Origin of the sequence: Thermaerobacter sp. PB12/4term (assembly GCF_003403315.2) — a bacterium.
Classification (GTDB): domain Bacteria; phylum Bacillota; class Sulfobacillia; order Thermaerobacterales; family Thermaerobacteraceae; genus Thermaerobacter.
On the sequence record NZ_CP048407.1, the window covers coordinates 1308594 to 1333952 of the forward strand.

The 25359-nt window shown below is 72.8% G+C and carries 20 protein-coding genes and 1 pseudogene; 6 read left to right on the forward strand and 15 right to left on the reverse strand.

Annotated elements, in window-relative coordinates; genetic code table 11:
- Positions 1-126: 126 nt before the first annotated feature.
- On the forward strand, positions 127-1704 hold the full coding sequence (gene hflX / locus DYI95_RS05375) for a GTPase HflX (protein WP_371731890.1): 1578 nt from the start codon (positions 127-129) through the stop codon (positions 1702-1704).
- A 98-nt stretch (positions 1705-1802) separates the two neighbouring features.
- The gene (locus DYI95_RS05380; protein WP_116901446.1) at positions 1803-2321 is read left to right on the forward strand and encodes a DUF456 domain-containing protein; all 519 of its coding nucleotides are present in this window, start codon (positions 1803-1805) and stop codon (positions 2319-2321) included.
- Positions 2322-2401: 80 nt separating this feature from the next.
- Here the strand turns inward: DYI95_RS05380 and lexA are convergent, their stop codons facing one another.
- The gene (gene lexA / locus DYI95_RS05385; protein ID WP_116901445.1) at positions 2402-3007 is read right to left on the reverse strand and encodes a transcriptional repressor LexA; all 606 of its coding nucleotides are present in this window, start codon (positions 3005-3007) and stop codon (positions 2402-2404) included.
- Positions 3008-3655: 648 nt separating this feature from the next.
- Here lexA and DYI95_RS05390 point away from each other — a divergent pair.
- Positions 3656-3838 (forward strand): LysM peptidoglycan-binding domain-containing protein, encoded by a 183-nt coding sequence (locus tag DYI95_RS05390; RefSeq protein WP_158556084.1) that lies wholly within the window; start codon positions 3656-3658, stop codon positions 3836-3838.
- An 878-nt stretch (positions 3839-4716) separates the two neighbouring features.
- Here DYI95_RS05390 and DYI95_RS05395 read toward each other — a convergent pair.
- Positions 4717-5532: an enoyl-CoA hydratase/isomerase family protein gene (locus DYI95_RS05395; protein WP_116901443.1), complete on the reverse strand. Its 816-nt coding sequence runs from the start codon at positions 5530-5532 to the stop codon at positions 4717-4719.
- Positions 5533-5739: 207 nt separating this feature from the next.
- Positions 5740-6735: a zinc-dependent alcohol dehydrogenase family protein gene (locus tag DYI95_RS05400; RefSeq protein ID WP_243149884.1), complete on the reverse strand. Its 996-nt coding sequence runs from the start codon at positions 6733-6735 to the stop codon at positions 5740-5742.
- A 407-nt stretch (positions 6736-7142) separates the two neighbouring features.
- On the opposite strand from DYI95_RS05400, the gene DYI95_RS05405 reads away from it, so the two are divergent.
- Together DYI95_RS05405 and DYI95_RS05410 are read left to right on the forward strand one after the other, a co-directional pair.
- Complete coding sequence (locus DYI95_RS05405) at positions 7143-8732, forward strand: MFS transporter (RefSeq protein ID WP_243149885.1); 1590 nt, start codon at positions 7143-7145, stop codon at positions 8730-8732.
- 61 nt (positions 8733-8793) lie between these two features.
- Complete coding sequence (locus DYI95_RS05410) at positions 8794-9618, forward strand: metallophosphoesterase (RefSeq protein WP_116901442.1); 825 nt, start codon at positions 8794-8796, stop codon at positions 9616-9618.
- Between the two features lie 104 nt (positions 9619-9722).
- Here DYI95_RS05410 and DYI95_RS05415 read toward each other — a convergent pair whose 3' ends face one another.
- The 6 genes from DYI95_RS05415 to DYI95_RS05440 all read right to left on the reverse strand — a co-directional run bounded on the left by DYI95_RS05415 (position 9723) and on the right by DYI95_RS05440 (position 18572).
- Positions 9723-11213, reverse strand: coding sequence for an aldehyde dehydrogenase family protein (locus DYI95_RS05415; RefSeq protein ID WP_116901441.1), 1491 nt, complete (start codon positions 11211-11213; stop codon positions 9723-9725).
- A 112-nt stretch (positions 11214-11325) separates the two neighbouring features.
- The gene (locus DYI95_RS05420; RefSeq protein WP_158556083.1) at positions 11326-12579 is read right to left on the reverse strand and encodes a polysaccharide deacetylase family protein; all 1254 of its coding nucleotides are present in this window, start codon (positions 12577-12579) and stop codon (positions 11326-11328) included.
- 655 nt (positions 12580-13234) lie between these two features.
- Positions 13235-13639, reverse strand: a complete 405-nt coding sequence (locus DYI95_RS05425; RefSeq protein WP_116901439.1) for a TIGR04086 family membrane protein — start codon at positions 13637-13639, stop codon at positions 13235-13237.
- 504 nt (positions 13640-14143) lie between these two features.
- Positions 14144-14977: a 5'/3'-nucleotidase SurE gene (gene surE, locus DYI95_RS05430; RefSeq protein ID WP_116901438.1), complete on the reverse strand. Its 834-nt coding sequence runs from the start codon at positions 14975-14977 to the stop codon at positions 14144-14146.
- 307 nt (positions 14978-15284) lie between these two features.
- A complete protein-coding gene (locus DYI95_RS13045) occupies positions 15285-17876 on the reverse strand; it encodes an ATP-dependent DNA helicase (RefSeq protein WP_116901437.1) in 2592 nt (863 codons plus the stop codon).
- A gap of 48 nt (positions 17877-17924) precedes the next feature.
- Positions 17925-18572, reverse strand: a complete 648-nt coding sequence (locus DYI95_RS05440) for a histidine phosphatase family protein (RefSeq protein WP_116901436.1) — start codon at positions 18570-18572, stop codon at positions 17925-17927.
- A 244-nt stretch (positions 18573-18816) separates the two neighbouring features.
- Here DYI95_RS05440 and DYI95_RS05445 point away from each other — a divergent pair, with 244 nt between their 5' ends.
- Entirely contained in the window at positions 18817-19782 is a 966-nt protein-coding gene (locus DYI95_RS05445) for a D-2-hydroxyacid dehydrogenase (RefSeq protein WP_116901435.1), read from the forward strand.
- Here DYI95_RS05445 and DYI95_RS05450 read toward each other — a convergent pair.
- The 6 genes and pseudogenes from DYI95_RS05450 to speD all read right to left on the reverse strand — a co-directional run bounded on the left by DYI95_RS05450 (position 19776) and on the right by speD (position 25125).
- On the reverse strand, positions 19776-21176 hold the full coding sequence (locus tag DYI95_RS05450) for an amidohydrolase (RefSeq protein ID WP_116901434.1): 1401 nt from the start codon (positions 21174-21176) through the stop codon (positions 19776-19778). The genes DYI95_RS05445 and DYI95_RS05450 overlap by 7 nt on opposite strands.
- Before the next feature lie 36 nt (positions 21177-21212).
- Positions 21213-22484: an adenosylhomocysteinase gene (locus tag DYI95_RS05455; RefSeq protein WP_116901433.1), complete on the reverse strand. Its 1272-nt coding sequence runs from the start codon at positions 22482-22484 to the stop codon at positions 21213-21215.
- On the reverse strand, positions 22481-23299 hold the full coding sequence (gene mtnP / locus DYI95_RS12440; protein ID WP_243149943.1) for an S-methyl-5'-thioadenosine phosphorylase: 819 nt from the start codon (positions 23297-23299) through the stop codon (positions 22481-22483). The genes DYI95_RS05455 and mtnP overlap by 4 nt, the downstream gene beginning before the upstream one ends.
- A 348-nt stretch (positions 23300-23647) precedes the next feature.
- A pseudogene (locus DYI95_RS12825) lies at positions 23648-23929 on the reverse strand (MarR family winged helix-turn-helix transcriptional regulator); the annotation flags it as partial.
- Between the two features lie 99 nt (positions 23930-24028).
- Entirely contained in the window at positions 24029-24484 is a 456-nt protein-coding gene (gene ndk / locus DYI95_RS05465; RefSeq protein WP_006904851.1) for a nucleoside-diphosphate kinase, read from the reverse strand.
- A gap of 236 nt (positions 24485-24720) precedes the next feature.
- Positions 24721-25125 carry an adenosylmethionine decarboxylase gene (gene speD / locus DYI95_RS05470; protein ID WP_006904850.1) on the reverse strand — a complete coding sequence of 135 codons (405 nt, stop codon included), beginning with the start codon at positions 25123-25125 and terminating at the stop codon, positions 24721-24723.
- Positions 25126-25359 lie beyond the last annotated feature (234 nt).

Genomic DNA, 25359 nt, shown 5'->3' on the forward strand with positions numbered 1-25359 from the left:
CCTGGCCGGGATCGCCCCTTCAACGCCCCAGGGGTCCGGTGCCAGGAACAAGGTCGGCTTTGGGCCCCGGCGGCCAGGGCCAGCCTTGGGCCAAATGGGCGCAGGCGGATGGAGGGAGGAGCCGGATTGACCGCGGACACCACCGTCGCCGGTCCTCGCCGGCAGCCGGAAAGGGCGCTGCTGGTGGGCGTGAGCTGGGAACGCGGCGGGCGCCTCTCTGCCGAGGAGCGGCTGGCCGAGCTGCGGGAACTGGCCCGCTCCGCGGGAGCGGAGGTGGTGGGGGAGATCCGCCAGCGCCGGGACCGGCCGGAACCCGCGACCCTGATCGGCCCGGGCAAGGTCCAGGAGGTGGCGGAGGCCCGCCAGCGCCTGAACGCCGACGTGGTGATCTTTGACCGGGACCTGACCCCCGCCCAGCAACGGAACCTGGAGCGGGCCATCGGCGGCAAGGTTATTGACCGCACCCAGCTGATCCTCGACATCTTTGCCTCCCGGGCGCGGACTCGGGAGGGCCAGCTGCAGGTCGAACTGGCCCAGCTCCAGTACCTGCTGCCCCGCCTGGCCGGCATGGGCGAAGCCCTCTCCCGCCTGGGCGGCGGGATCGGCACCCGGGGTCCGGGCGAGACCCGCCTGGAGGTCGACCGCCGCCGCATCCGCCGCCGGATCGCCGATCTGCGCCGGCTGCTGGCCGAAGTCCGCCGCCAGCGCCAGACCCAGCGCAAGGGGCGGCGCCGGGCGGGGCTGCCCGTGGTGGCGCTGGTGGGCTACACCAATGCCGGCAAGACCACCCTGCACGCCGCCCTGGTACGGCGGTTCGGGGCCGCCCCGGCGGGTGCAGTGGCGGCGGGTCGCGACCGGCTGTTCGACACCCTGGATCCCACGGTACGGCGGGTGGAGTGGCCCGGGCTCGGACCTGTGCTGGTGGCCGACACCGTGGGGTTCATCCACGACCTGCCGCCCCACCTCATCGCCGCCTTCCGCGCCACCCTGGAGGAGGTCCTGGAGGCGGACCTGTTGCTCCACGTGGTCGACGTTTCCCAACCCCGGTGGCCCGTGGATGTGGAGACCGTGGAGGAGATTCTCAAGGACCTGGGCGCCGCCCAGCCTCGGCTCCTGGTGCTCAACAAGATCGACCGGGTGGTGGCCGGGGGGGAAGGTGCCGGTGCCCCGGATCCGGCGGCAGGTCCCGCTGCTCTGCAGCCAGCGGTTGAGGGTGGAATGGACACGCAGCGCGATCCGCCGGCCGGGGAGGAGGCCGGGGGAGAGGAGGCCAGAGGAGAGCAGGCCGCCCTGCCTGGGAGTAACCTGCCCCCGGCTCCCTGGAGCGGGGATAGCCCGGCCCGAAGCGCCATGCGCGGGCTGGCCGTCCGGGTTTCTGCCCTGACCAGCCAGGGACTGGACCAGCTGGCGGCAGCCGTGGCGGAACTCTTAGGTCAGGATCGCCGCCGGGTCCGGGTGGAGGTGCCCTACCACCGGCCCGACCTGCGGTCCCGGGTTCACGCCAGCGGCCCCGTCCTGGCGGAAGAACCGGCCCAGGCGGGCTGGAGCCTGGTGGCCCTCCTGCCGGAGGCAGAAATCGGGCGGCTCCGGCGGGCAGGTTGCCAGATCGACGGCCCTGCCGGTGGCCAGAGGGAGGACGGCGCAGGTTGCCAGAGAGAGGAGGGTGGCGGGGTGGAGGGGGTGCGGGACTTCCCGGGGCAGTAGGCCCCCTGACCTGGCTCGTGACGGCCGTTGATGCGGCCCTTCCTTAAGATGCGGCCCTTCCTTAACTGGCAGATAGCAGGCGGACGGGAGGGAACACCATGGTCCTGCTGGGAATGGCGGCTGAGGCTGGAGGTGGCCCGTGGTGGCTCGCCCTGCTGGCGTCCATTGGCATCGCCGCTGGCCTGGTGGGAACCCTCATCCCCGCTCTCCCCGGAATCCCGCTGATCTTCCTGTCCATCGCCGGCTACGCGGTGGCCACGGGGCTGCGGGAAATCACCGGGACGGCCCTGCTCGTCATGCTGCTGGCCACCATAACCGGTATGGCCCTTGAGTACGGCCTTGGACCGGCAGCGGCCCGGCGCCGCGGAGCCAGCCGGGCCGCCTTCTGGGGAGCCATGGCGGGTGGGGTGATCGGCACCGTCATCCTGGGCCCCCTGGGCATCCTGCTGGGTCCGCTGGCCGGAGCCGTGCTGGGTGAACTGGGGAGCGGCCGGACATGGCAACAGGCCCTGTCCACCGGCTGGACGACGGCGGTTGGGCTGGTGGCCGGCCTTGCCCTGGAGCTGCTGATCGGCCTCGCCATGGCGATCTATTTCTGGGTGCGGGTCTTTACGTAAGGCCGCACCGCAGGCCGCACCGGGGTCCAGTGCGCCCCCCTGGGTGCCCAACGAGTTCGAATGGGGCTCCTTTGATCCGCCTAGCCCATCCGGCGCAGCAGCGCCACCACCTTCCCGAGGATACGGGCCGTCCGGACGCGGATGGGCTCCATCGCCGGATTTTCTGGCTGCAGGCGGATACCGTCCCGCTCCCGGTAGAACCGCTTCACCGTGGCTTCATCGTCGATCAGGGCGACCACGATGTCCCCGTTTTCGGCCGTTTCCTGTCGCCGGACGATCACGTAGTCACCGTCCAGGATCCCCGCCCCGATCATGCTATCGCCGCGGATGCGCAGGGCGAAAACCTCCCCCTCGGGCACCAGTTCCGACGGGAGGGGAAGGACGTCTTCGATGTTCTCGACCGCCAGGATGGGCTGGCCGGCAGTCACCTGGCCCACCAGGGGCACCGGTACCGTGCGGGTCCGAAGGCCGGTTTCCTCCAGGACCTCGATGGCCCGTGGCTTGGTGGGATCGCGCCGGATGTATCCTTTCCGCTCCAGCCGCGCCAGGTACGTGTGGACGGTTGATGTGCTCTTCAGGCCCACCGCCTCGCCGATCTCCCGGACCGAAGGAGGGTAGCCTCGCTCACGGATCGACGCCTTGATGTAGTCGAGGATTTGCCGCTGCCTGCGGGTCAGTTCTTCCAAGTCGGCACCTCCCACCGCCGCGGGCCCTTTTCCCGCTGCTTCCGCCGCCCCGGTCCCTTGCCTGGTGGATCTGGATTTCCCACCGCCGTGGCGCTGTAACCCCGGCGCTGCCGGTCGGGCGCCGGCGGGTCGTTCTGCACCCATTGTACGGATCGAAAGCAGGTTCCACAAACAGTTGTTCGCACCCCTCGTGGGAATTCCTGCATGGATTGGGCGTCACAGTCCACGGGTTTTTGCCCCTTGACACGGAACACACGTTCCGTGGTATGATGGCAACCGAACAAATGTTCCAATGCCGGGGTGATGGTCGTGGCAGTACGGGTTCAGAGCCGGGGTGCCAGGGCTGTTGAGGACGGCATGGGACGAGGCGGCCGGCCGGCGGCGGGCGCTTTCATGCGCCACCGGTATCGATGGGGCCGGCCGGGGCGGACCGTGACAGCCCTGGTTCTTATGACAGGAGTGATCCTCGGAGCAGCCTGGGGCGGCGGGCTCTGGCCGGCGCGAGCTGTGGCCGGTGACGGGGGTGCGGCCAGGCCGCCGGTTCAAGAGGTGGCCCGTCATCCAGGGGGCACGGATCCGGCGGCACCGGCCGGCGGGTTACCGGGTACGGCAGCCAGGAATGCCGGTGGTCCTGGGGAGGCTGCCTCATTGAAGGGCAACCAGGTGGTCGTTCGGCGGGGCGATAGCATCTGGGCCATTGTGGAGCGGTATGGGCGCAGCGACCGGGATCCCCGGGATCTGGTGGCGGCCGTGATGGAGGCCAACGGCCTGACATCCCCGGCGCTACGGCCCGGTATGGTCCTGGTCCTGCCACCCGAGGTGCTCCGGTAGATGGAGCACCTCGGACCCCAGAAAACAGGTGCAGGGCGGCCCGCTGCCGGCCGCGGTACCTGGTATACGGCCATCCTCCCGGCGATTTCTCGCGAGCGATTCTTAGCGATTCTTCAGGAAGCATCCTGCCGGCGCAATGGCTCGGTACCGGCGCACCGGGTCAGAAAGCGACCGGCCGAAGATCGGGGTTTTGCCGGTCCGGTGGCTGGCAGGCACGTTGCGACGGACCCGTGCCTGGGCGGAGGAACCGGCATCGGTTCCTCCGCAGCCGGTGGATGCGATGGGCAGGTATGCCGCAGCTCCGAGTCGCTTCGTGCGGCTTCGCAGCTTTCCCTGGAGAACCCGTTAGCGACCACGTTCCGTGGCCACCGGGAAGGCTGGGGGCCGACGGGCAGCGGGACACCGGGGGTCCCGGTTGGGCCGCCTGGGCCCGCCCGGACCTGGTTCCCGGGTGTCGTCCTTAACTTCGCATAAGTAGCATTATGTTAAGTAAAGCTTGGGACCTCGTCAGCCCAGGGCCGCCAGCCCCTCTCGCTCCCCCGACCAGCCCGGCGGCGGGTTCGACCGTGGACGAGCGGCGAGGAGGCTCCCTGCAGGCGGAGGTCGCCGGGATCCGCCTGCAGGGATTCGCCCCAGGCGGATTCGCCCCAGGCGAAGGGTGCCGGGTGACGGCGGGAGTAGCCGGGTGACGCGGACCCGGCCGCGTTCCCCTGGAAGCCACGTTCCCCCGAAATCGGGGCCCGCCGCGAAGGGGCACCTGCGGTCCGACCGGCGGCACCTGTGGCAACGACGCCCCGGCGCCCGCTCTAGGGCGGCGGCCCCGCTGCAGGCGTGGGCTGCAGGCGTGGCCTGTCCCCTACTGAAGGTGCGCCCGCGCCTCAAAGCGGCGAGCTGGCTTCGAACTGGGGCGGCCGCTTGCCGCGTAGCGCGGCCAGGCCCTCGGCGGCATCCGGCAAGGTGAAACCCAGGAACTCCAGCGCCGTCGAGGTGTCGAAGATCGGACCCGCGGCCCGCAGCCAGTTGTTGAGGGCGTACTTGGTCCAGCGGATGGCCGTCGGGCTGCCCTGGGCCAGCCGGCGGGCAATGTTCAGGGCAGCGTCCCGGGCCTCGCCGTCGTTCACGCAGAGGGCGACGAGCCCGATCCGGGCGGCTTCCTCGCCGCTCACGGGTTCGTTCAGCAGGAGGTGATACTTGGCCCGGGCCATGCCCACCAGTAGAGGCCAGATGATGGCGGCGTGATCGCCGGCGGCCACGCCCAGGCGAACGTGCCCGTCCAGCAGGCGGGCGTTCCGGGCGGCCACGGCGATATCCGCCAGAAGCGCCACGGCCAGTCCGGCGCCGACGGCGGGGCCTTCGATGGCGGAGACCACGGGCTTGGAACAATTGATCAGGTTGTAAACCAGGTCGCGGGCTTCTTTCCAGACCCGCACCCGGACCTGGGGATCCTGCATGATGGCTTCGACCAGGCGGAAATCGCCGCCGGCCGAAAAGGCCTTCCCTGCGCCCCGCACCAGCACGACCCGAACCCCGGCGTCCCCGTCGATGTCCCTCCAGATGCGGGTGAGCTCGGTATGGGTCTCGGCGTCCACCGCGTTGAGCGTCTCCGGCTGCTCCAGGACCAGCTCGAGGACCCCGGGTTCCGCCCAGGACAGCTGCAGCCGCCGGTATTGGTGCCACCAGGACGACACGGGCATTCCCTGCCTTCCTCCGGGAGCATTCCAGGTGCAGTGGAGAGACGTCCGGCCCCCAGTGAACCCGAGTGAAATGGAGTTCGGCCGGGGGGACCCCGAACTCCTGCCGAACTCCTGCACTGGTCTCTCTCCTGCTGTCTCTGCTGCGGTCGCCGTTGGCGGGGCCGGCCCGCACCCGAGCTCCCGGCTCACGGCGGGTCCGGTCCGGGCTCAGAAACCGCCGGGGGAACCGGCGGGCCGAACCCGCAGGGCGATCTTACCGCGCACGCCGCCCTCCTCCAGGCGGCTGTGGGCTTCGGCCACCTGGTCCAGGGGCAGGATGCCGTCCAGGGCCGGGCGCAGCTTGCCGCCTTCGATCAGGGTCCGGAGGGCGTCCAGCTTGTACCGGGCCCGCCCCAGGAAGAGCCCGTGCAGTGTCAGGTTCTTCCGCGACAGGGGGCCCAGGTTGACCTGGCCGCCCAGGATGGTCACCACCCGTCCGTGGGGACGCACCACCTCAAGACTCCGGGCGAGGACCTCCCCTCCCACCGTGTCCAGGACCAGGTCCACGCCCTGGCTGCCGGTCTCTCGCCGGATGATCTCCACGAAATCCTGGGTCCGGTACTCGATCACCCGGTCGGCGCCCAGGGACTTGACGAATTCCATGTTGTCGGCCCGGGCGGTGGCGTACACGAAAGCACCGGCCGCCTTGGCGATCTGGACGGCGAAGTGCCCGACCCCACCGGCCGCGCCGTGGATCAGCACCGTTTCGCCCACCCTCAGCCCACCACGGGTGATCAGGCCGTCCCACGCCGTTCCTCCGGCCAGGGGAACCACTGCCGCCTCGGTGTGGGACAGGTTCTCCGGCTTGCGGGCGACGATCTCCTGGCGCGCCACATGATACTGCGCGTAGCTGCCCGGCCGGCCACCGAAGATCTCGGGGGTGTAGTAGACCTCATCCCCCGGCTGGAAATCCGTCACTCCCGGCCCCACCGCCACCACCACGCCCGACACGTCGTAGCCGATGATGGCGGGAGGCTCGACGCCGGCCCAGGTGCCGTTGCGGCGAATCTTGTAATCCACCGGGTTGACGGAACTGGCGTGAACTTCGACCAGCACCTCGCCCGGGCCGGGCTCGGGCACCGGTACCTCCCGGGCTTCAAAGACCTCAGGCCCTCCGAAGGACCGGATGACCATGGCCATCATGGTCTTCGCCGTCTTCGCCATGGGACTCCCCCCACCCGTGGGATCTGGACCCAGTTAACGGGTAAACCCATTACCGGGATAAGCCAATGCTTACAGCCTCGTCAAGGCGGCCTGCGCCCCGGCGCTGCCGGGGAGGAAGGCGCCGCCGCCCGGCACGGGCGGCTTGCCGGCCTGCGGCGGCACCGGCGGGGGCTCCGGGTGAGCCGGGTGACGGTCCGCGCCCCCCGGCTGCCCGGCAGGAGCTGCCGCCGATGCTGCCCAAACCTCATCAGGGATGGCCAGGACCCCGGCGTCCCGGCCCGGCAGGAGGGACGATGCCTACGCGTACCGACAACCATCCAGCGGCGGGTTCCGCTCCCGATCCCGGGACACCCGCCCCGGTCCCCGGCTCGCCTCCCCGTTCCCACGGGCAGGAGCAGGCGACGAAGATGCCGGCCGGCCTGCCGCCGCAAGGCCCGCCAGAGGACCCGCCGCGGCCTGGCCTCCCGGGCAGCTCTCCTGCGGCCACGGCGGCCGGCGCCGCCGCAGCGGACGGGCCGCCGGGCCCGGCGGCAGGGGCCAGGCAGACCGCCCGGGCCGGCGTGGCCGGGCAGGCCGGAGCGGCCGGACAGGCTCCCCCCCAGCGCTGGTTTCTCCTGGCGCTGGCCACCCTGCAACAGGCGGGGCTCACCGGCATCCGCTTCGGGATTCCCGTACTGGCCCCTTTCATCCGGGCGGATCTGGACCTGTCCCTGACAGCCACCGGGCTCGTCCTGGGTGCCTTCGACCTGGGGGCGCTGGCGACCTTTTACCTGACCGGGCGCCTGACGGACCGCTACGGCGACCGCCGGATCATGGCGGCCGGTGCCGTCCTGGCGGGCCTGCTATCCCTGGCCGCGGCCCTGGACGGGGCGGGGCTGGGCATGCTGCTGGGGCTGCTGGTGATGGCGGGGACGGGTTTCCCGTCCAGCCAGGTGGCCGGCAGCCACGCCGTCATCGGCTGGTTTCCCCCCAGGGAGCGCGGCCTCGCCATGGGGATCCGCCAGGCGGGCTTGCCGGCGGGCGGGTTTGCGGCCGCATGGCTCCTCCCCGGCCTGGCCAGCGCCTGGGGCTGGCGGGCGGCCCTGGCAGGGGCGGCGGTGGCCTGCATCGCCAGCGGGGTGCTGGTGGGACTGGTCCTCCCCCGGGACGAACCCGGATCGGTCCCACGGCCCCGGGAGACGGGAACTGGAACCGGGTCCGGACAACGCGGCGGGGTTGCCGGGGCGCATTCCGCGGCATGCAGGCCGGCCGGGGTCCACGGGGGGCGGTCGGGGCGGGTCCAGGACCCGCGGGCGGCCCGGGCGGCGCGGGGGCGGGATGCCGGCGCCCTGGCGGTGGCGGGCTGGTTCTTCCGCCAGCCCACCCTGGTTCTGGTCACCGCCGTAGCGTGCGTGCTGGCGGCGGTCCAGTTCAGCCTGACGGGGTACTTGCCCCTGTTCATGGAAGACGTGTTTGGCTGGTCCCCGGACGCGGCCGGGCGCCTTCTGCTGGTGGTCCATCTGGGCGGTATGCTGGGGCGGCTGGCGTGGGGCTGGGCCTCGGACCGGCTGTTTGGCGGCCAGCGGGCGCAACCCATGGCCGGTGCGGCCTTCGGGGGGATGCTGGCGGCGGCTGCCCTGGTGGCCGCTGCCCTGCTGGGCAGGCCCGGCGGGCACAGCCCGGTGGTCTCCGCCGCCATGGTGCCGCTGGCGGCCCTGGCAGGGTTCAATTGTCTTGGGTGGAACGGGCTCTACACCACGGTGGTGGCGGAAAACGCGGGATCCCGGTCGGCGCCGGCTTTGGGCCTGAGCATGACGGTGCTGTACGTCTTCACCATGCTGGCGCCGCCCCTCTTCGGGCGGGTGGTGGACGCGGCGGGCCACTACGCTGCAGCCTGGGGCCTGGCGGTGCTTTTGCAACTGGCGGGCCTGGTTCTCATCGGCCGGCTCCACCGCCGGCTGGCGGGCGGCGCTGAAGGGCTGGCCCGGGGGATCCGGCCGCTGGCGGGTTCGTCCTGAAGGGGCGGACCAGGCACGAGCAGGGTCGGGGGCGGGGCCGCACGAGCAAGGAGGTGGCGCGGTGAGGGTAGCAGTGATCAGCGACATCCACGGCAACGGGCCTGCCCTGGATGCCGTCCTGGCCGACATCGCAGCCCGGGCTGTGGATGCCGTCTACTGCCTGGGCGACGTGGCGTTTCAGGGACCCCACGCGGCCTACTGCGTGGACGTCTTGCGGGAGCGGCACATCCCCACGGTGCGGGGGAACACCGACCGGTACCTGGCGGGCGGCGGCCGGCCGCCAGGGATGCCGTCCGGGCGGGCGGACGCCTTGCTGCGCCCCTGGCGGGAAGCCCTGGGGCCGGAGCGGCTGGCCTGGCTGGGGGTTCTACCCGAGCGGCTCGAGGTCACGTGGGGTGGCGCCGCGGCGCTTCTGGTGCATGGTTCGCCCCGCTCGGACGAAGAGCCCCTGCTCCCCAGGCTGCCGGGCACCGGCCCGGGCGGCGCTCCCGGCACGGGACCCCGCACTGGGAGCCCGCCCGGCGCCGACAGCCCGGGGGATGGCGGTCCCCTGGCGGGTGTGGACGCCCAGCTGGTGCTCTTCGGTCACCACCACCTGCAACTGGCCTGGCGCCAGGGTGGGACCGGCCCCTGGATGGTGGGGCCGGGCAGCGTGGGCATGCCTTTTGACGGAGATCCGCGGGCTGCTTACGCCCTGATCACCGTGGAGGAGGACAGGGGCGCGTCCCGCTTCGGGGCGCCGCGGATGGCGGTGACCCTGGTGCGGGTCCCTTATGACGTGGAGGCCGTTATCGCTGCCCACCGGCAGGCAGGGCTCATGGACTACAATCCCCTGTTCCCCGCCCAGCTGCGCCAGGCGCGCATGCATCCGGCCCCCCAGGGATGAACCCCGAACCCGGGGTGGAACGGCACCGGGGGAGGGCTCTCCCCTGCCCTCCCCCGGCCTTCCCTGGGATCGTGCGGTCCGGACCCGTCACGCGTAACGGGGCCCTAGTCGATCTTCACCTCGTCGATCTGGGCCCGCTGCAGCCGGCCGCTGAAGTCCACGTAGATCGCCTTCCACTCGGTGTAGACCTCCAGCGCCGCCTGGCCGGCCTCCCGGTGGCCGTTGCCCGTCGCCCGCATGCCGCCGAAGGGCAGGTGGATCTCGGCCCCGATGGTGCCGTGGTTGACGTAGCAGATGCCCGTCGCCAGATCCCGCATGGCGACGAAGGCATTGCGCACGTTCTGGGTGAAGATCGAGCTGGAGAGGCCGTACTGGACCGAGTTGTTGATCTCGATGGCCTCCTCCAGGCTGCGGATCTTGATGATGGACAGCACCGGGCCGAAGATCTCCTCGTTGGCGATGCGCATGTCCGGGGTGACGTCGGCGAAGATGGTCGGCTGGAAGAAGAAGCCCCGGGCCAGGTCGCCCTCGGTGGCCGGCTGGCCGCCCACCACCAGGCGGGCGCCCTCCTCGCGGCCCACGTTGACGTAGTACGCCACCTTCTCCACGGCGCGGCCGTTGATGAGGGGGCCCACGTCCGTCTGGGGATCCAGGCCGTTGCCCAGACGCAACCGAGCCGCCCGGGCGGCCAGCCGCTCCACCACCTCGTCGTAGACGGCCTCGTGCACCAGCAGGCGGCTGGTCGCGGTGCAGCGCTGGCCGGTGGTGCCGAAGGCGCTCCAGATCACCGCCTGTTCCACCAGATCCAGGTCGGCGTCGTCCATGACGATGACGGCATTCTTGCCCCCCAGCTCCAGGTGCACCCGCTTGAGCTGGGCGCCCGCCACCTGGTTGACGTGCTTGCCCGACTCCACCGACCCCGTGAAGGAGATCAGGTGGACGTCGGGATGGTGGAGCAGCGCCTCACCCACGGAGCCACCCGGGCCGTAGACCAGGTTGAGCACGCCCGGCGGCAGCCCGGCCTCCTCGAAGATCCGTACCAGCTCGTAGGCCAGCCAGGGCGTGTCGGTGGCGGGCTTGAAGACCACCGTGTTGCCGGCCACCAGGGCGGGCATGATCTTCCACGTGGGGATGGCCAGCGGGAAGTTCCACGGGGTGATGGCCGCCACCACGCCGATGGGCTCCCGTACCGCCATGGCGAACTTGTCCGGCATTTCCGCCGGGGTGGTGTGGCCCAGCAGGCGCCGCCCTTCGCCCGCCATGTAGTAGGCCATGTCGATGCCTTCCTGGACGTCGCCCCGGGCCTCGGGCAAGACCTTGCCCATCTCCTGGGTCATCTTGCGGGCCAGGTCTTCCTTCCGCTGCCGGAGCAGCTCGCCCGCTCGATATAGGATCTCGGCCCGGCGTGGCGCCGGCACCTTCCGCCACTTGGCGAAGGCCGCCTTGGCCGCGGCCACCGCTTCGGCCACGTCCTCCTCGGTGCCCAAGGCCGCCCGGCCCAGGACCTCCCCCGTGGCAGGGTTGATGTTGTCGACGTATTTCCCCGAACGGGGTTCGGTCCAGCGGCCGTTGATGTAGTTCAGGTAGACGGTCACGCCGCTCCCCCCTTCCCCCCTTGGTTCGCGAGGGGCCCGGACCAATCCTGCGGGCGGGACGGTCTCCTCCACCGGTGGCCGCAACCGGGCCGGGTGCATCCCCTCCCTCCTGTCACCCTGACCCGCCGGTGGAAGGCGGCGTGGAGACGGGTCCGGCGGCGTGTCCGGCGGCGCCCGGACCGGTGGCGGGCGCGGCCTCGCCCTGAGGGGTGGCGGCCTGCAAGGCGTCCAGCAGCTGGTCGACCGTCACGGGGCGCAGGGCCCTGGCCTCAAGGCGCTGCAGAAGCAGGGGCAGGGCCTCGATGGTGGCCCGTTGGGTGGCGTGGAGCATCAGGACAGCCCCGTTGTAGGCGCTGGCGGCGACCCGGGCCGCCAGCTGGTCCGGTGGCAGGGGCGGCACGTCCTGGGCGCCGATGTTGGTCCACAGCAGGACGCGGTGGCCTTCTTCCCGCGCCCAGCGGAAGACGGCCGGGTCGCGCAGGTCGCCGGCCGGCCGGTAATACAGGGGGGGCCGACCGGCCAGCCGTGCCAGTAAGGCCGCGGTCCTGCGGATCTCGGCCCGCGTGGCCGCCTCCCCCAGCTCGTGGGGACTGCGGTGGCTCCAGCCGTGGTTTTCCACCTGGTGGCCCCGCCGCGCCAGTTCCTGTACCAGCTGGGGGTGTTGCTGCGACCGGGCACCTTCCAGGAAGAAGGTCGCCTTGACGTCGTGCTCCTCCAGCACCGCCAGCAGGGCGGGCCAGGTGGCGGGATCGGGGCCGTCGTTGAAGGTCAGGGCCACCAGGCCGCCTTCCGCGGCGTTGCCGCCACCCCCCAACCTGGTTTCCTTCGTCGAACCCGAGGGGTCCTCACCCCCCGCCCGCGCCCCGCCCTCTCCGGTTCCCGGACCGGAGGCCCCGCCGGGGCCCGTTCCCGGCCGGCCGTCGCCGGGTGAACCGCTTCTGGGCGCGGCGCCCGGATCCCGGTCTGCAACCGTTCCCGGGCCGGATGCTGCGCCGGGACCCGCGTCCGGGGCTTGCCCTGCCGCCGCGACGCCGGCCGCGCCGGGGATGCGCAGGCGCTGGCCCGCCTCGATGCGGGCCGGGTCCGTGAGCCCGTTGTACCGGGCCAGCTCCTCCACCGGTACACCGTAGCGGCGAGCAATGCGGTACAGGGTCTCCCCCTTCTGCACCACGTGCACGCGCGGTTCGGCGGCCAGGACGGTTTGGGCCTGCAACCCCAGCGGGCCTGTCCCTGCCGCGGCGTCGCCCGGCCGGAGGCCCGGCGTCTCCTCCGGGGCGCCGGCGCCTGCGGGGTTTGAAATGGCAACCCCCTCGGTCCAGACCTTGCCAGCGCCCCAGCCGGCCAGGGCCGCGACCAGGCAGGCCACCAGCAGCGGCAGCCAATGCCAGGGCGGAGGGGTTGCGGTCCTTTGCCCAGCCTGGGCGCGGGACGAGCCTGCCCGGGCGGAGCATGGGGCACCCGCTACCTCACCGGCCGGCTCGGCCGGACGGGCGCGGCCCGAGGACCCCGGGTTCCCGCTGCCGCCTTCCCCCGGGGCGGAACCGTGGCGGCACTGCGAGGACGGACCTGCGGCGGGGAGCACGGAGGAGGCCGGGGACATCCTGGCTAAGATTCCCCGGGGCGGGCGCCGGGCCGCGCCCGCCCCGGGGCTCCGCCGGCCGGGGTGGACCACCCCGACGGCCGCCAGCGGTGGCGGGGCGGGCGGCACCAGCGCGGCCGCGCGTCCGGCGGTACGCAGCTGCCGGCCTCCCGCCCCGGGCCAGGGCCGGCGAACCTCCGGTTCCGCGGCGGGACCCGGCTCGGTCCCGCGGCTCGAGGGCATGTCCGGGTCAGGGGCAGGGATTCCCTGCCTGGAACGTTCCTTCACCACCATCTGGCCTCCAGTGTCTCGTGCTGGGTACCCGCCAGGTGGAAGGGCGCGGGCCGGAAGGGGGCCATGGCCCGGTGCGGCCAGGGGCCGGCGCCGGGGTGCCGCCGCGGGCTGCCGCACGCGGTCTGATGGCGCCTGGGGAGGCCGCCGGCTAGAGCAGCATCCCCACGGCCCCGCCGATGGCACCGAGGATGAACCCCAGTAACATGCGGGGACCCAGTTGGGCCAGCGGCGTGGCTTCCGCGGGAAAGAGCCAGTGGCCCAGGGCGCTGCCGACCAGCACGTAAAGCAGGCCGGCGGCTCCGCCGTGCAGCCAACCCTTGTGGTCGGCGGCGCGGGCCGCCACCAGCCCGCCGGCAGCGGTAGCCAGCATGCCGAGATAGTAAAGAAAGGCGTTGAGCTGGTACTCGTTGAGCGCCGTGAAGTACACCGCCAGGGCCAGCACCCCCGACGCCAGGACCACAAGCACCAGGGACACGGCCGCGCCCACCAGCACGGCGCGGGCGTGGAACGGCGACGGGGTGCGGAAACGCTCCCGGGCGTCGGCTCCCTGCACGGTCCGATCCCCCCTTCCGGGCTCCCCGCGCGACGCGCGCGGGCCCGTACGGGAGATCCCTATGTTGGGGGCAGGAGGGTTAGAACGCTGCCGGAGGGGACTCCTGGGCATCTTCGGGGGCCAGTGCCGCGGCTCCGGGCCACTGGCGTACACCGTCGCGGAGACCCCGGACCAAGCCGCGGGCCGGTGCGCGCGTCGCGCACCGGCCCGGTAGGCCGTGGCCCGGGGATCGGAGGCATGGGGCGATCGGCGTACGACCGCGACGACGGGGTCCGCGGCCGCGGGCCGGTCGAACCGGCCGGGGTGCTGGATCCGGCCGGTTCGTTCCGGGAACCGCGGCGCGTTCCTATCGTGGCCGCCAGGGCGGGATCGTACCCTAGCAAAAACCGGCCCCGCCTTCCGCGAGCCGGTGGCTTCAGGCCCCGCGCGGGCGCCCCGGGACAGGGGACGCCCGCGCGGGCAGCGGGTTCAACCGGCAGGGAAAAGGCGCTCCTGCTTCGGGGTTCAGGCTTCGGGCCGGACCTGGGCCCGGCCTGCGGCACCCAGACCCCCCGCGGTACCCAGGCCGGCCTCCAGTTGCGGCCGCCAGGCCTCCAGCCGCGCCATGGTCTGACGGTCCGACAGCTGCAGGTGGAGGGCGGTGACGGAGATGTAACCCGCCCGGACGGCCCCCACGTCCGTTTCCACCGAAGGCGGTTCCTGCACCGGCTCCCCGGCCAGCCAGTAATACGGGCGGCCGCGGGGATCCAGGCGCTTTTCGAAACGGTCCCGGTACATCCGCCGGCTGAGCACCGTCAGGGCCACGCCCGCCATCCGCTCCGCCGGCAGGGGCGGGACGTTGACGTTCAGCAGGACACCCGGCGGGAGTCCTTCCCGTGCCACCAGCTCGGCCAGGCGGGCCGTGAACTCGGCCGCAGGCCCGTAGTCGGGGTCTTCCCAGGCCGCAAGGCTGACGGCAATGGCCGGGACGCCCATGATGACGCCTTCGATGGCCGCCGACACGGTGCCCGAGTACAGCACGTCGAAGCCCAGGTTCCCTCCGCGGTTGATGCCGGAGATCACCAGGTCGCACGGGCCCGGCAGAACCGCCAGCAGCCCGATCTTGGTGCAGTCGGCCGGCGTGCCGCTCACCGCGTAGACCGGCGAGCGGGCGCCGGGGATCTCCACGGGGTCCAGGTACAGGGGCTTGTGCAGGGTGATGGCATGGCCGGAGGCGCTGCGCTGGCGATCGGGGGCCACCACGTAGACCTCCCAGCCCGTCCGCTCCTCCAGCGTGGCCCGCAGCGTCTGGATCCCCTGGCTGTACACCCCGTCGTCGTTGACCAGTAGAACGCGCAACGCTCGTGCCTCCTGGCATAGGGTCCGTCGGGACGGTGCCGGGCGGCCCGGATCTACCCTGCGAGCAGCGCCCGGCACCGGGATTATTGGGATGGTACCACGAACCAGCTGTGGCGGCCAGCCCGCCCCGGTGCGGCCGGGCCGCCCGGATGTCCGGCCAGGGCGCCGGAGGGGACCGGTAGCTGGCCTACCAGGGGCCGCCGCGGCGGGGGCCGAGGGCCGTTCCGATACGCAAGGCGGGGTACACAGGTGCCGTGCCATGGCGCCGGTTCCGCCGGCGCCGGGACAGGCCTTCCCGCCAGGCTGTTCAACCCGTGCCGTGGTCGCCGTCACCCGCCCGCCCCGCCCGGGTGAACCAGCGGCCCACCACCTGGACGGCCTCGGACGCCGGCCCGACCCAGCGAGCGGCCGGAGGCAGGCTGTCCAGCAGCAGGGTCGCGTACCGGGAGGAACCCGGCGCCAGGCGCGGGTCCAGGACCACCACCACGCCCCGGTCCGCCGGGCCGCGGATCAAGCGTCCAAAGCCCTGCTTTAATCTGACGGCCGCGCGCGGCAGCTGATACTGGAAGAAGGCCGAGCCCCCGGCGGCGGCGATGGCGTCGCAGCGGGCTGCCGTCAGGGGGTCTCCCGGTGGGTCGAAAGGCAGGCGGGTGAGGATCACCCCCTCCAGCCGCCGGCCGGGGACGTCGATTCCCTCCCAGAGGCTGTCGACCCCCATCAGCACGTCCACCCGGCCGCCGGCCAGGGCCGCCACCAGCCGGCTCCGGGGCCCGTCGCGGTCTTGCAGCGCGGGCCGCCGGCCCAGGGCGCGGAGGGCCGGCCGCAGCTGCTCCCCTACGGCTTCGAGAGCCCAGCGGGCCGTGAACAGCACCAGCACGCCGCCGGGGATGGCGGCAATCAGGGGCAGCAGCTGGCGGGCCAGCTCCCCGGCGTAGACTTCGTCGCGATGGCTGGGCGGGCGCGGCGCGTCGGTCACCACCGCCAGCAGCGCCTGCCGGGGGAAGTCGAAGGGCGATGGGATGAACCGGCGGCGGGCCCCCGCGATGCCCAGGCGCCGGAGCCAGTGGTCGTCCCGGGGCAGGGTGGCCGAGGCCAGCACCGCCGGGACGCTGGCAAACAGGGGCTCCAGATCCGCGGCAGCCACCACAGGGGCTGCGCTCAACTGGGGGCCGGCGGGATGGGCTTCCACCCAGGCGCACAGCCCGTCCGCCGCCTGCAGCCGCGCCACGGCCGCCACGGCCTCCTGAACCCGCTGCCGCAGGCGCCGGAAGGCCAGATAGGCCCGCTCTTCCACGGGCGGGGGCTGGCGGTCCAGGGCTTCGGCCAGGGCGGGCAGGGTCTCCGCCGCCTCCGCCAGGGCCCGGGCCAGCTGCCGGTGAAGGGGCGAGCCCTGCCCCTCCGTCCAACCCTGCGGCAGCCGGGCCGCACCGCCACCGGCGGTGGCTGTCGCCGCCTCCAGCGCCGTGGCCAGCCCCTCCAGCGCGGCACGGGCGCGGGCAACCTGTGCGGGAAGGTCGTGGCCGCCGCTGGTGGAGGGCGGGACGCCCTGGCCACCCGCGGCCGGACCGGCCTGGTCCGCGGAGAACGGGCCGCCGGCCGCCTCCGGCCGCGGCCTCCCGGCCCCGGTGCCCGCTGGAGCGAAGCCCGCCGGAGGACGCCGGGACGGGGCCGCGGCCCCCAGAGCGCGGAGCAGCTCGGCGGGATTCAGCCGGCAGCCCAGCTGCTGGGCGGCCACGTCCTCCAGGTGGTGGGCTTCATCCAGGATCAGGGCGTCGCAAGCCGGGAGGAGCCGGCCCCCGGCCGCCCAGTCGGCCAGGAGCAGGGCATGGTTGGTGACGATGAGGGAGGCCTTCTGCGCGTTCTCCCGGGCCAGCAGGGGAAAGCAGCTTCGGGCCGCCGGGCAGGCTGCACCCAGGCAGGAGCCGGCGTCCACGCCGAGGCGCGGGGCCAGGCGGCTCAGGGCGGGATGGGCCAGTTCGGACAGCTCGCCGTTGGCGGTGGACTCAAGCCAGTGGGCCAGGGCGCGGGCGGGTTCGTCCGCGGGGGCGGTCGCCGCGAGGGGCTCGGGAGCGGTGCCCGGGTCGGGGACCTCGGGGTCCGGCGCCGCGCCGCCAGCCGCCGTTCCTGGCCCGGCGCTGCCCACCTCCCTCTCGTCCGGGGTACCGCGTCCCCCGGCCGCGGCCCACAGCGCCGGGCGGCCGGCGGCCAGTTCGTCCAGAACCGCCGCGGCCTGCAGGCGGCAGGCATACTGGCCAAAGCCCTTGAGCACGGCCGCCGGAACGGGCACCAGCCGCTCCACCACCGGCAGGTCGCGCGCCCGCAGCTGGTCCTGAAGGGCCACGGTATGGGTGGCGATCACCACCCGGGTGCGGTGGCGGTGGGCCCAGAGGGCGGCGGGGATCAGGTAGGCCAGGCTCTTGCCGATGCCCGTCGCCGCCTCCACCGCCAGGTGGCGTCCCTCCTCCAGGGCGGCGGCCACCTCCAGCGCCATCTCGACCTGGCCAGGGCGGTACTGGTACCCCGGTACCAGCCGCTCCAGCAGGCCACCGGGGCGGAAGGCCGCCTCCACCAGGGCGGCCAGGGACGGGGACCCGCCGGACGGGGGTGAACCCGGCGCGGACGGAGAAGCGTCCGGACCTGCGGGTCCCTCCGGTTCCTCCTCCGGCGGAGGGGTGCCCGGGGGCTGATCGACCCGGGTTCCGGGCCCTGCTGCCGCCTCCGGGCCCGGGCCAGCTTCCGGCCCACCCGCCGGCGCTCCCGCCGCGCGGGTGACGGGGAGGGCCTCGGCGATCCCCACCTGGTGTGTGCCGCTGACTGGTTGCGCGCTCTCCGCCGCGCAGGTGTCACCCGCCGGGCAGGATTCCTCCTCAAGGCCCGGAGCCGGGCTGGTGCCGTCCAAGGCGCCCCCTCCCCTTCCGCCCCGATGCGGCGCGACCCGCCTCCCGTCCTAGGCTTCTTCCGGCCGCAAGGAGCCGGGGCGGCGCAGGTGACAGGTATCGTTGAGATACCGCAGCAGGGGGGGCCGTCCCTCCCGCAGCTCGACCGCCGTCACGCCGGTGTTGTCGATCAGCATCCGCGTCCGCATGGCCGGTGGCAGCTCCAGCAGGCGGCAGAGCAGCGCCTTGACGGTACCCCCGTGGGCTACCACGGCCAGCCGCCGGAGGCCAGGGCGCCGGAGACGCTCGTCCACGGCGGCCCAGGCCCGCTCGCCCAGCTCCCGGAAGGTTTCGCCACCGGTGGGACGCCCTTCGAAGGGATCGGCCTGATACGCGGCATAGTCGTCGGCGTAACGGGCGCGGATCTCGGCCGCCGCCAGCCCTTCCCAGGCGCCGAAGTTCATCTCCCGCAGCCGCGGGTCCGTCTCCAGAGGAACGGGCGGCCGGCGGCTGCCGGCCACGGCCCGGGCGGTTTCGACCGCCCGTTTCAGGTCGCTGGCCAGCACCAGGTCCAGGGGGTGGTGGGCGAAGCGCCGCCCCAGGGCGCGGGCCTGCTGGCGCCCCCGCGGGGAGAGGGCGGTGTCCTTCTGGCCCTGGTAGACGCCGGCCCGGTTCCAGTCCGTTTCACCATGGCGGATCAGGTAGAGGGTGATGCCCATTCCCGGCCTCCTTCGTCACCCCTGGGCCACGGGCCTCCATCCCTGGGCCACGGGCCGCAGCCTGCCGGCCTGGGGCCGCGGCGGATGCCGCCCGCCGCCGCGGTGGGGTCGCGGGGGACGCCGGCCTTCCCCGCCTGGCCGGCCGCAGGATCCCGAGACCCTGGTGCGGCCGGCAACGAGGAACCGGCCGGGCCGTGGGGAATCACCAGGGCGGAACCCCGTGGCTGTGGGAGGTCGATCTGCCGTGACCCTGGAAATTCTATGTACCGTGCCCCTGACCCCCGCCCAGGCCCAGCGGCTGGCCGCAGAGGTCCCCGATGCCCGGCTCCGCCTCCTCGCCGGCCGGGTTCCTCCGGAAGAGCTCGACCGGGCTTTTGCCGTAGCCAGCGTTGCGTTCCTCTTCGGGCGGGAGCTGACGCCGGGACGGCTGGCAGCGGCGCGCAACCTGCGCTGGATCCAGTGTGCCTACGCGGGGGTCGACGCCATGCTGGCGGCCGTGCCCCAGCTGCGGGACCACCCGGTGATCCTGACCAACGCCCGGGGGATGCATGCCGCCACCATCGCCGACCACGTCTTCATGTTCATGCTGGCGTGGGCCCGGAACCTGCCCGGCTACCTGGACCAGCAGCGCCGGACCCAGTGGCGCCGCCTGCCTACCCGGGAGCTGGCGGGCGAGACCCTGGCCGTGGTCGGCCTGGGAGCCATCGGCCGGGAGGTGGCCCGCCGCGCCAGGGCCTTTGGCATGCGCGTGCTGGCCTGCCGCCGCAACCCCGAGCCCGAGGAAGGCATCGAGCTGGTGGTGGGACCGGGCGAGATCCGGCGCATCCTGGAGCCGGCCCAGTGGGTGGTCGTCAGCGCGGCGCTGACGGCCGAGACCCGCCACCTGATCGGCCGGGACGAACTGGCCGCCATGCGGCCCGATGCGTTCCTCATCAACATCGCCCGGGGCGCCGTGGTAGACGAGGAGGCCCTGGTGGAGGCGCTGCGGGAGCGGCGGATCGGAGGGGCCGGCCTGGACGTCTTCGCCGAGGAGCCGCTGCCGCCCCATCACCCGCTCTGGGGGCTGGACAACGTCCTCATCACCCCCCACAACGCCGGCGCCATGCGGGATTACACCGGGGCGGCGCTGGAGCTCTTCCTCGACAACCTGCGGCGGTTTCGCCAGGGCCGGCCCCTGCGCAACGTGGTCGACAAGGCCCGCGGCTACTGAGCCGATCTGCCCCGGGGGGACGGGCCGGCGGACTCCCCGGCTGGCGTGGACGGGTTCCGGCCGGCAGGACCTGTCCGGGCGGCCCGACCGAGGCGGGCCAGCCGCTCGGCCCGCTGCTGGGTCTCGTGTTCCACCCGTTCCAGGTCGATGGTGAGCAGCTCGCCGCCGTCCACCAGCACCTTGCCGTGGACCAGCACCGTGTCCACGTCGGCAGCCTTGGCCGAGTACACCACCAGGCTGGTCAGATCGTGCCGCGGCCACAGGTGGGGCGCCCGCAGGTCGAGAATCACGATGTCGGCCAGGTAACCCGGCGCCAGGCAGCCCAGGCGATCGAAGCCCAGCGCCCGGGCGCCGCCCACGGTGGCCATGCGCAGTACCTGCCAGGCCGGCAGGGCCGTGGCGTCGTAGCGGCTCACCTTTTGCAGGTTGGCGGCCAGGCGCATCTCTTCGAACAGGTCCAGGTGGTTGGTGCTGGCTGCTCCGTCGGAGGCCAGGCCCACCGTCACCCCCGCCGCCAGCAGCTCCGGCACCGGGGCGATGCCGCTGGCCAGCTTGCAGTTGGAGATGGGGTTGTGGGCGACGCCCACCCGGTGTTCCGCCAGCAGGGCGATGTCGGCGGCGTCCAGGTGGACGCAGTGGGCCGCCAGGGTCTCGTGCTGGAACACGCCCAGCTCGGCGAAGTGCCGGATCGGGCTCTTGCCGTACTGGGCGCGGATCTGCTCGATCTCCGCCCGGGTCTCGGCCAGGTGGGTGTGGATCGGGCAGCCCAGGGCAGCCGCTGCCTCCAGCACCCGCGCCACGTAGGGCGGTGGGCAGGTGTAGGGCGCATGGGGCGCCAGGGCGCAGCGGATGCGGCCGTCCCCCGCGCCATGGAAGCCGCTGACCAGCGCCTTGCCTTCCTCCAGTGCCCGGTCCGCCCCCGGCGCGACGCCGATCAGGCCACGGGAGAGGTGGGCCCGCACCCCCGTCTCCAGCACGGCCTGGGCCACCCGGTCCATGAAAAAATACATGTCGGCAAAGGTGGTGACACCGGCCAGCAGGGATTCGGCGATGGCCAGCAGGGTGCCCCAGTAGACGTCGTCACCAGTCAGGTGCGCTTCGGCCGGCCAGATGTGTTCCTCTAGCCAGGGCATCAGGGGCACGTCGTCGGCGTACCCCCTCAACAGGGACATGGCGTGGTGGGTGTGGGCGTTGACCAGGCCCGGCAGGATGATCTTCCCCCGCGCGTCGATGCGCCGGGTCGGCTGCCAGCTGGGATCCAGGCCCGAGGCCGGTCCCACGTAGACGATGCGCTCGCCCTCCACGGCCACGACCCCGTCACCGATAATGTCGAAGGGCCCGCTACCCTCGCCCGCGAACACCCAGCCGCCCTCGATCAGCACCCGTGACGGCATCGCCCGTCCTCCTTTCGCCGCTCGGTTGTCCCCGGCCTAGGCCGTGCCCTCCCGCCAGCCGGCCAGGTAGGCCGCCTGTTCCGGCCGCAGGGTGTCGATGGCGATCCCCAGGGCCTGCAGGCGCAGGGCGGCCACTTCCCGGTCCAGTTCGTCCGGCAGGGCAAAGACCCCTGGCCCCAGCCGCTCCGCCTCCCGGTCGACCCAGGCCAGGGCGAGGAGCTGCAGGCCGAAGGACAGGTCCATGATCTCGGCCGGGTGGCCGTCCCCACCCGCCAGGTTGACCAGGCGCCCGTCGGCCAGCAGGTGGAGGCGGCGACCGTCGGGCAGCACGTAGGTCCGGACTCCGGGCCGCGCCTCCTCCACCCGCTGGGCCAGGGCCGCCAGATCGGCCTTGGCGATCTCCACATCGAAGTGGCCCGCATTGGCCAGGAGCGCCCCGTCCTTCATGCGCCGGAAGTGGCGCTCCACCAGCACGTCGCGGCAGCCGGTGACGGTGACGAAGACGTCCCCCAGCGCCGCTGCCTCTTCCGACGGCATCACCTGGTGGCCGTCCATCAGGGCCTCGTTGGCCCGGATGGGGTCCACCTCGCAGACCACCACCCGGGCGCCCAGTCCCCGGGCGCGCTCGGCCACGCCCTTGCCGCACCACCCGTAACCGCAGACCACCACGGTCTTGCCCGCCACCACCAGGTTGGTCAGGCGCATGATGCCGTCCCAGACCGATTGCCCGGTTCCATACCGGTTGTCGAACCGGTGCTTCATGGCGGCGTGGTTGGTGGCGACCATGGGAAAGCGCAGCACGCCGTCCCGGGCCATGGCGCGCAGGCGCAGGACGCCGGTGGTGGTCTCCTCGGCGCCGCCGCGCACGCCCTCCAGCCACTCCCGGCGGCGGGTGTGCAGGTGGGCCACCAGATCCCCGCCGTCGTCCAGCACCAGGTGGGGACGGAAGGCCAGGGTCTGGTCGATGAATTCGATGTACTCCTCCGGCGTGGCCCCGTGCCAGGCGTACACCGCCACCCCGGCCCCGGCCAGGGCGGCGGCCACGTCGTCCTGGGTAGAGAGGGGGTTGGAACCGCAGATGGCCACCCGGGCGCCGGCCCGCTGCAGCGCCAGGGCCATGCGCGCCGTCTTGGCCTCCAGGTGCAGGCAGATGGCCACGCGCCGGCCCGCCAGGGTCGCCTCCTCGGCCAGGCGGCGTTCCAGCGCCGCCACCACGGGCATGCGGGGCTCGACCCAGCGGATCTTCTGCCAGCCGGATGCCGCCAGCCCGGGATCCCGGATCCGGCTCGGTGGGACGGGCGGCGTCACGGCCGGGGTTCCTCCTCCCCGCCGGTGGCCGCCGCCACCTTGAGGGGGGCAGGGCGCGCCGCGCACGGGCAGGTCGGTTCGGCCGCCAGGCGGGGCAGGGCCTCCAGGATCAGCCGCCGCAGGTTGGTCCCGTTGGCCGCCATGATCTCCAGCACCTCTTCGTGGGTCAGGGGCTGGCCCGAGATGCCGGCGGCGTAGTTGGTCACCATGGCGATGGTGGCGTAGCAGAGGCCCGCCTCCCGGGCCAGCACCACCTCCGGCACGCTGGTCATGCCCACCAGGTCGCCGCCCAGGCGCTCGAACATGCGGATCTCGGCGGGCGTCTCAAAGCGCGGCCCCTCGGTGCAGACGTACACGCCACCGTTGGTCACGGGCAGGCCCAGGGCCTTGCCGGCCGCCTCCAGGTGGCTGCGGATCTCCGGGCAGTAGGGCTCGGTGACGTCGATGTGGACGACCCCGGCCTCCCCGCCCTCGAAGAAGGTGGAGACGCGGTTCCTGGTAAAATCGAGGAACTGGTCGACCAGGACGAAGTGGCCCGGCCCGAAGGCCTGGCGCAGGGAGCCCACGGCGGCGGTGGCGATGACCCGGCGGACCCCCAACGCAGCCAGGGCATAGATGTTGGCCCGGTAGTTGATCTTGTGGGGTGGCACCGTGTGCCCGGCGCCGTGCCGGGCCAGGAAGACCACCTCCAGGCCGCGGAACTTGCCGATGCGCACGGTGGCCCGCCCGTAGGGCGTGACCACCGTCTCCTCGCGCACGTCGTCCAGGATCTCCGGATCGTAGACGCCCGTTCCTCCGATGATGGCCAGTCGCACGGGCCCGCTCCTCCCTTCCCTGCCCCCGCGGCCCTTGCCGCCGGGGGCGGGATCCTGCTCCGGGGCCTCGGGTGCGGCCTCGCCCTCCCCGGCCGGATCGGCCGCCCCGCTCCACCCGTCCGGCCGGGGGCCCGGGGAGCCGGGGCTGCCGGCCAGGGCGGGAAGCTGGCCGTTGCTCTCCCTCTGGATCGCGTCCACCAGGCGCTCCAGGGAACGCAGCAACGCCCGCCGGTCCACGGGATCCAGGTGGGCCAGCACCCGGGCCAGGTAGGCGCGCCGCGCCTCCAGCACCGCGTCCAGCAGTTCCCGGGCGCGGGGAAGGAGCCGCAACCGGATCACCCGGCGGTCGCCCGGATCGCGGACCCGCTGCACCAGCTGCTGGCGTTCCAGCCGGTCGACCAGGTCGGTGACGGTGCTGGACGCCAGGTAGAGGTGCTGGCAGAGCTCCCCCATGGTGAGGTCGGGATGCCGCATGAGCACGAGCAGGGCATCGAATTGGGGCGGCGTGATGTCAAACTGCCCCAGGATGGCCCGCCCGTGATGGCGGATCAGGGTGGCCACCGCCCGCAGGTGCTGCTCGGCGGTCGCCACCACCAGCCGATCGCCTTGTGGTTCCAGACCCCGGGTCATGAACGGCCTCCGTAGCACCCGGCAGCTCAGGCCCGGCCGGGCCGGCTCGACCCCAGGACGAACCGGTCCGGCCGCCGGCGCCCTGCCGCCGGGGATGGCTCAGCTGCGGTCGTACAGCCAGGCCTCCCTATGATTTTCCCAGTCGATGAGTTCATCCTGCCGGAACCAGAGCTCGATCTCCTGCCGGGCGCTCTCGAGGGAATCGCTGCCGTGCACCAGGTTGAAGCCGATGTCGTTGGCCAGGTCGCCGCGGATGGTGCCCGGCGCGGCCTTGGCCCCGTCGGTGGGACCCATGAGATTGCGCACCACGTTGACGGCCTCCCGGCCCTCCCAGACCATGGCCACCACCGGTGCCGAGGTGATGAAGCGGATCAGCCCCGGGAAGAAGGGCTTGCCCTCATGGGCCGCGTAGTGGCGGCGGGCCAGTTCCTCACTGACCTGGACCATCTTGAGCCCAACCAGCTTGAGGCCCTTGCGCTCCAGCCGCGCGATGATCTCGCCCACCAGGCCGCGCTGGACGCCGTCGGGCTTGACCATGACGAAGGTGCGTTCCACGGCCACTCCTCCTTACAGGCTGTGTGCTTGCAGGCTTGGCGGCCCACCGGGCCCGCCCCAGGCGCGGCCCGGCCGGCCCTTGGATGCGGACCGGCACCGGCCGGCGGCACAGCCGCCGCCCGGCCCTGGCAAGCCCGGCTGAAGGGGTACCAGTTTCAGGATGCCCTGGAGGGCAAAAAAAGAAGTGCGGGGAACCCGCACTTCTGCCGCCCCGCCCGGGGTGTGGCGGTCACCAGTCAACCCGCCGCGTCCCGGCGCAGGGCCACCGGCTGCAGCCTCGGGCTGTCCTGTTCGTCCAGAATGCCCCGCTGGGTTTCCGATGCCGCGACGCGCCCCGCCCGCAGGTGCTCGAAGATGTAGTGGCACGCGTCCCACGGATCGACGTGGTCCCCGCAGGTGAAGACGTCGATGGCGGCGTAACCCAACTCCGGCCACGTGTGGATCGTCAGGTGGGACTCCGAGATCACCACGACCCCACTGACGCCCTGGGGGGCGAACTTGTGGAAGGCGACCTGACGAATCTCGGCCCCGGCGGCGAGTGCCGCCTCTACCATGATCGACTCCACCAGATTCACGTCATCCAGCACCGCCGGGTCGCAATCGTATGCCTCGGCCAAGATGTGCCGCCCGAGCGCCCGCATGCGCCTCGCCCCCTTTTCGTGACCGAATTTCACAACCTTTCCGCCGCCTGACGGCGTCAGTTTCGGGAACCCGCCTGAAAAAGCGGATTCCCCGGCCAGGTCCATGAGAACCAGGATTCATTGTAGCAACCTGCCCCGCCGTGTCAACAACATGGCGGCACCGATCTTCACCGGTGGAGCCGGATCCGGGGCGTCAACGGCGGGGGTGGCGGTTGCCGGTCGTTGTCCTTGTCG

Coding starts and splice junctions, on each gene's coding strand:
- DYI95_RS05380 (WP_116901446.1), top strand. CDS start 1,803: ATGGTCCTGCTGGGAATGGCGGCTGAGGCTGGAGGTGGCCCGTGGTGG.
- DYI95_RS05395 (WP_116901443.1), bottom strand. CDS start 5,532: ATGCCCGTGTCGTCCTGGTGGCACCAATACCGGCGGCTGCAGCTGTCC.
- DYI95_RS05400 (WP_243149884.1), bottom strand. CDS start 6,735: ATGGCGAAGACGGCGAAGACCATGATGGCCATGGTCATCCGGTCCTTC.
- DYI95_RS05405 (WP_243149885.1), top strand. CDS start 7,143: ATGCCGGCCGGCCTGCCGCCGCAAGGCCCGCCAGAGGACCCGCCGCGG.
- DYI95_RS05440 (WP_116901436.1), bottom strand. CDS start 18,572: ATGGGCATCACCCTCTACCTGATCCGCCATGGTGAAACGGACTGGAAC.
- DYI95_RS05450 (WP_116901434.1), bottom strand. CDS start 21,176: ATGCCGTCACGGGTGCTGATCGAGGGCGGCTGGGTGTTCGCGGGCGAG.
- speD (WP_006904850.1), bottom strand. CDS start 25,125: ATGCGGGCGCTCGGGCGGCACATCTTGGCCGAGGCATACGATTGCGAC.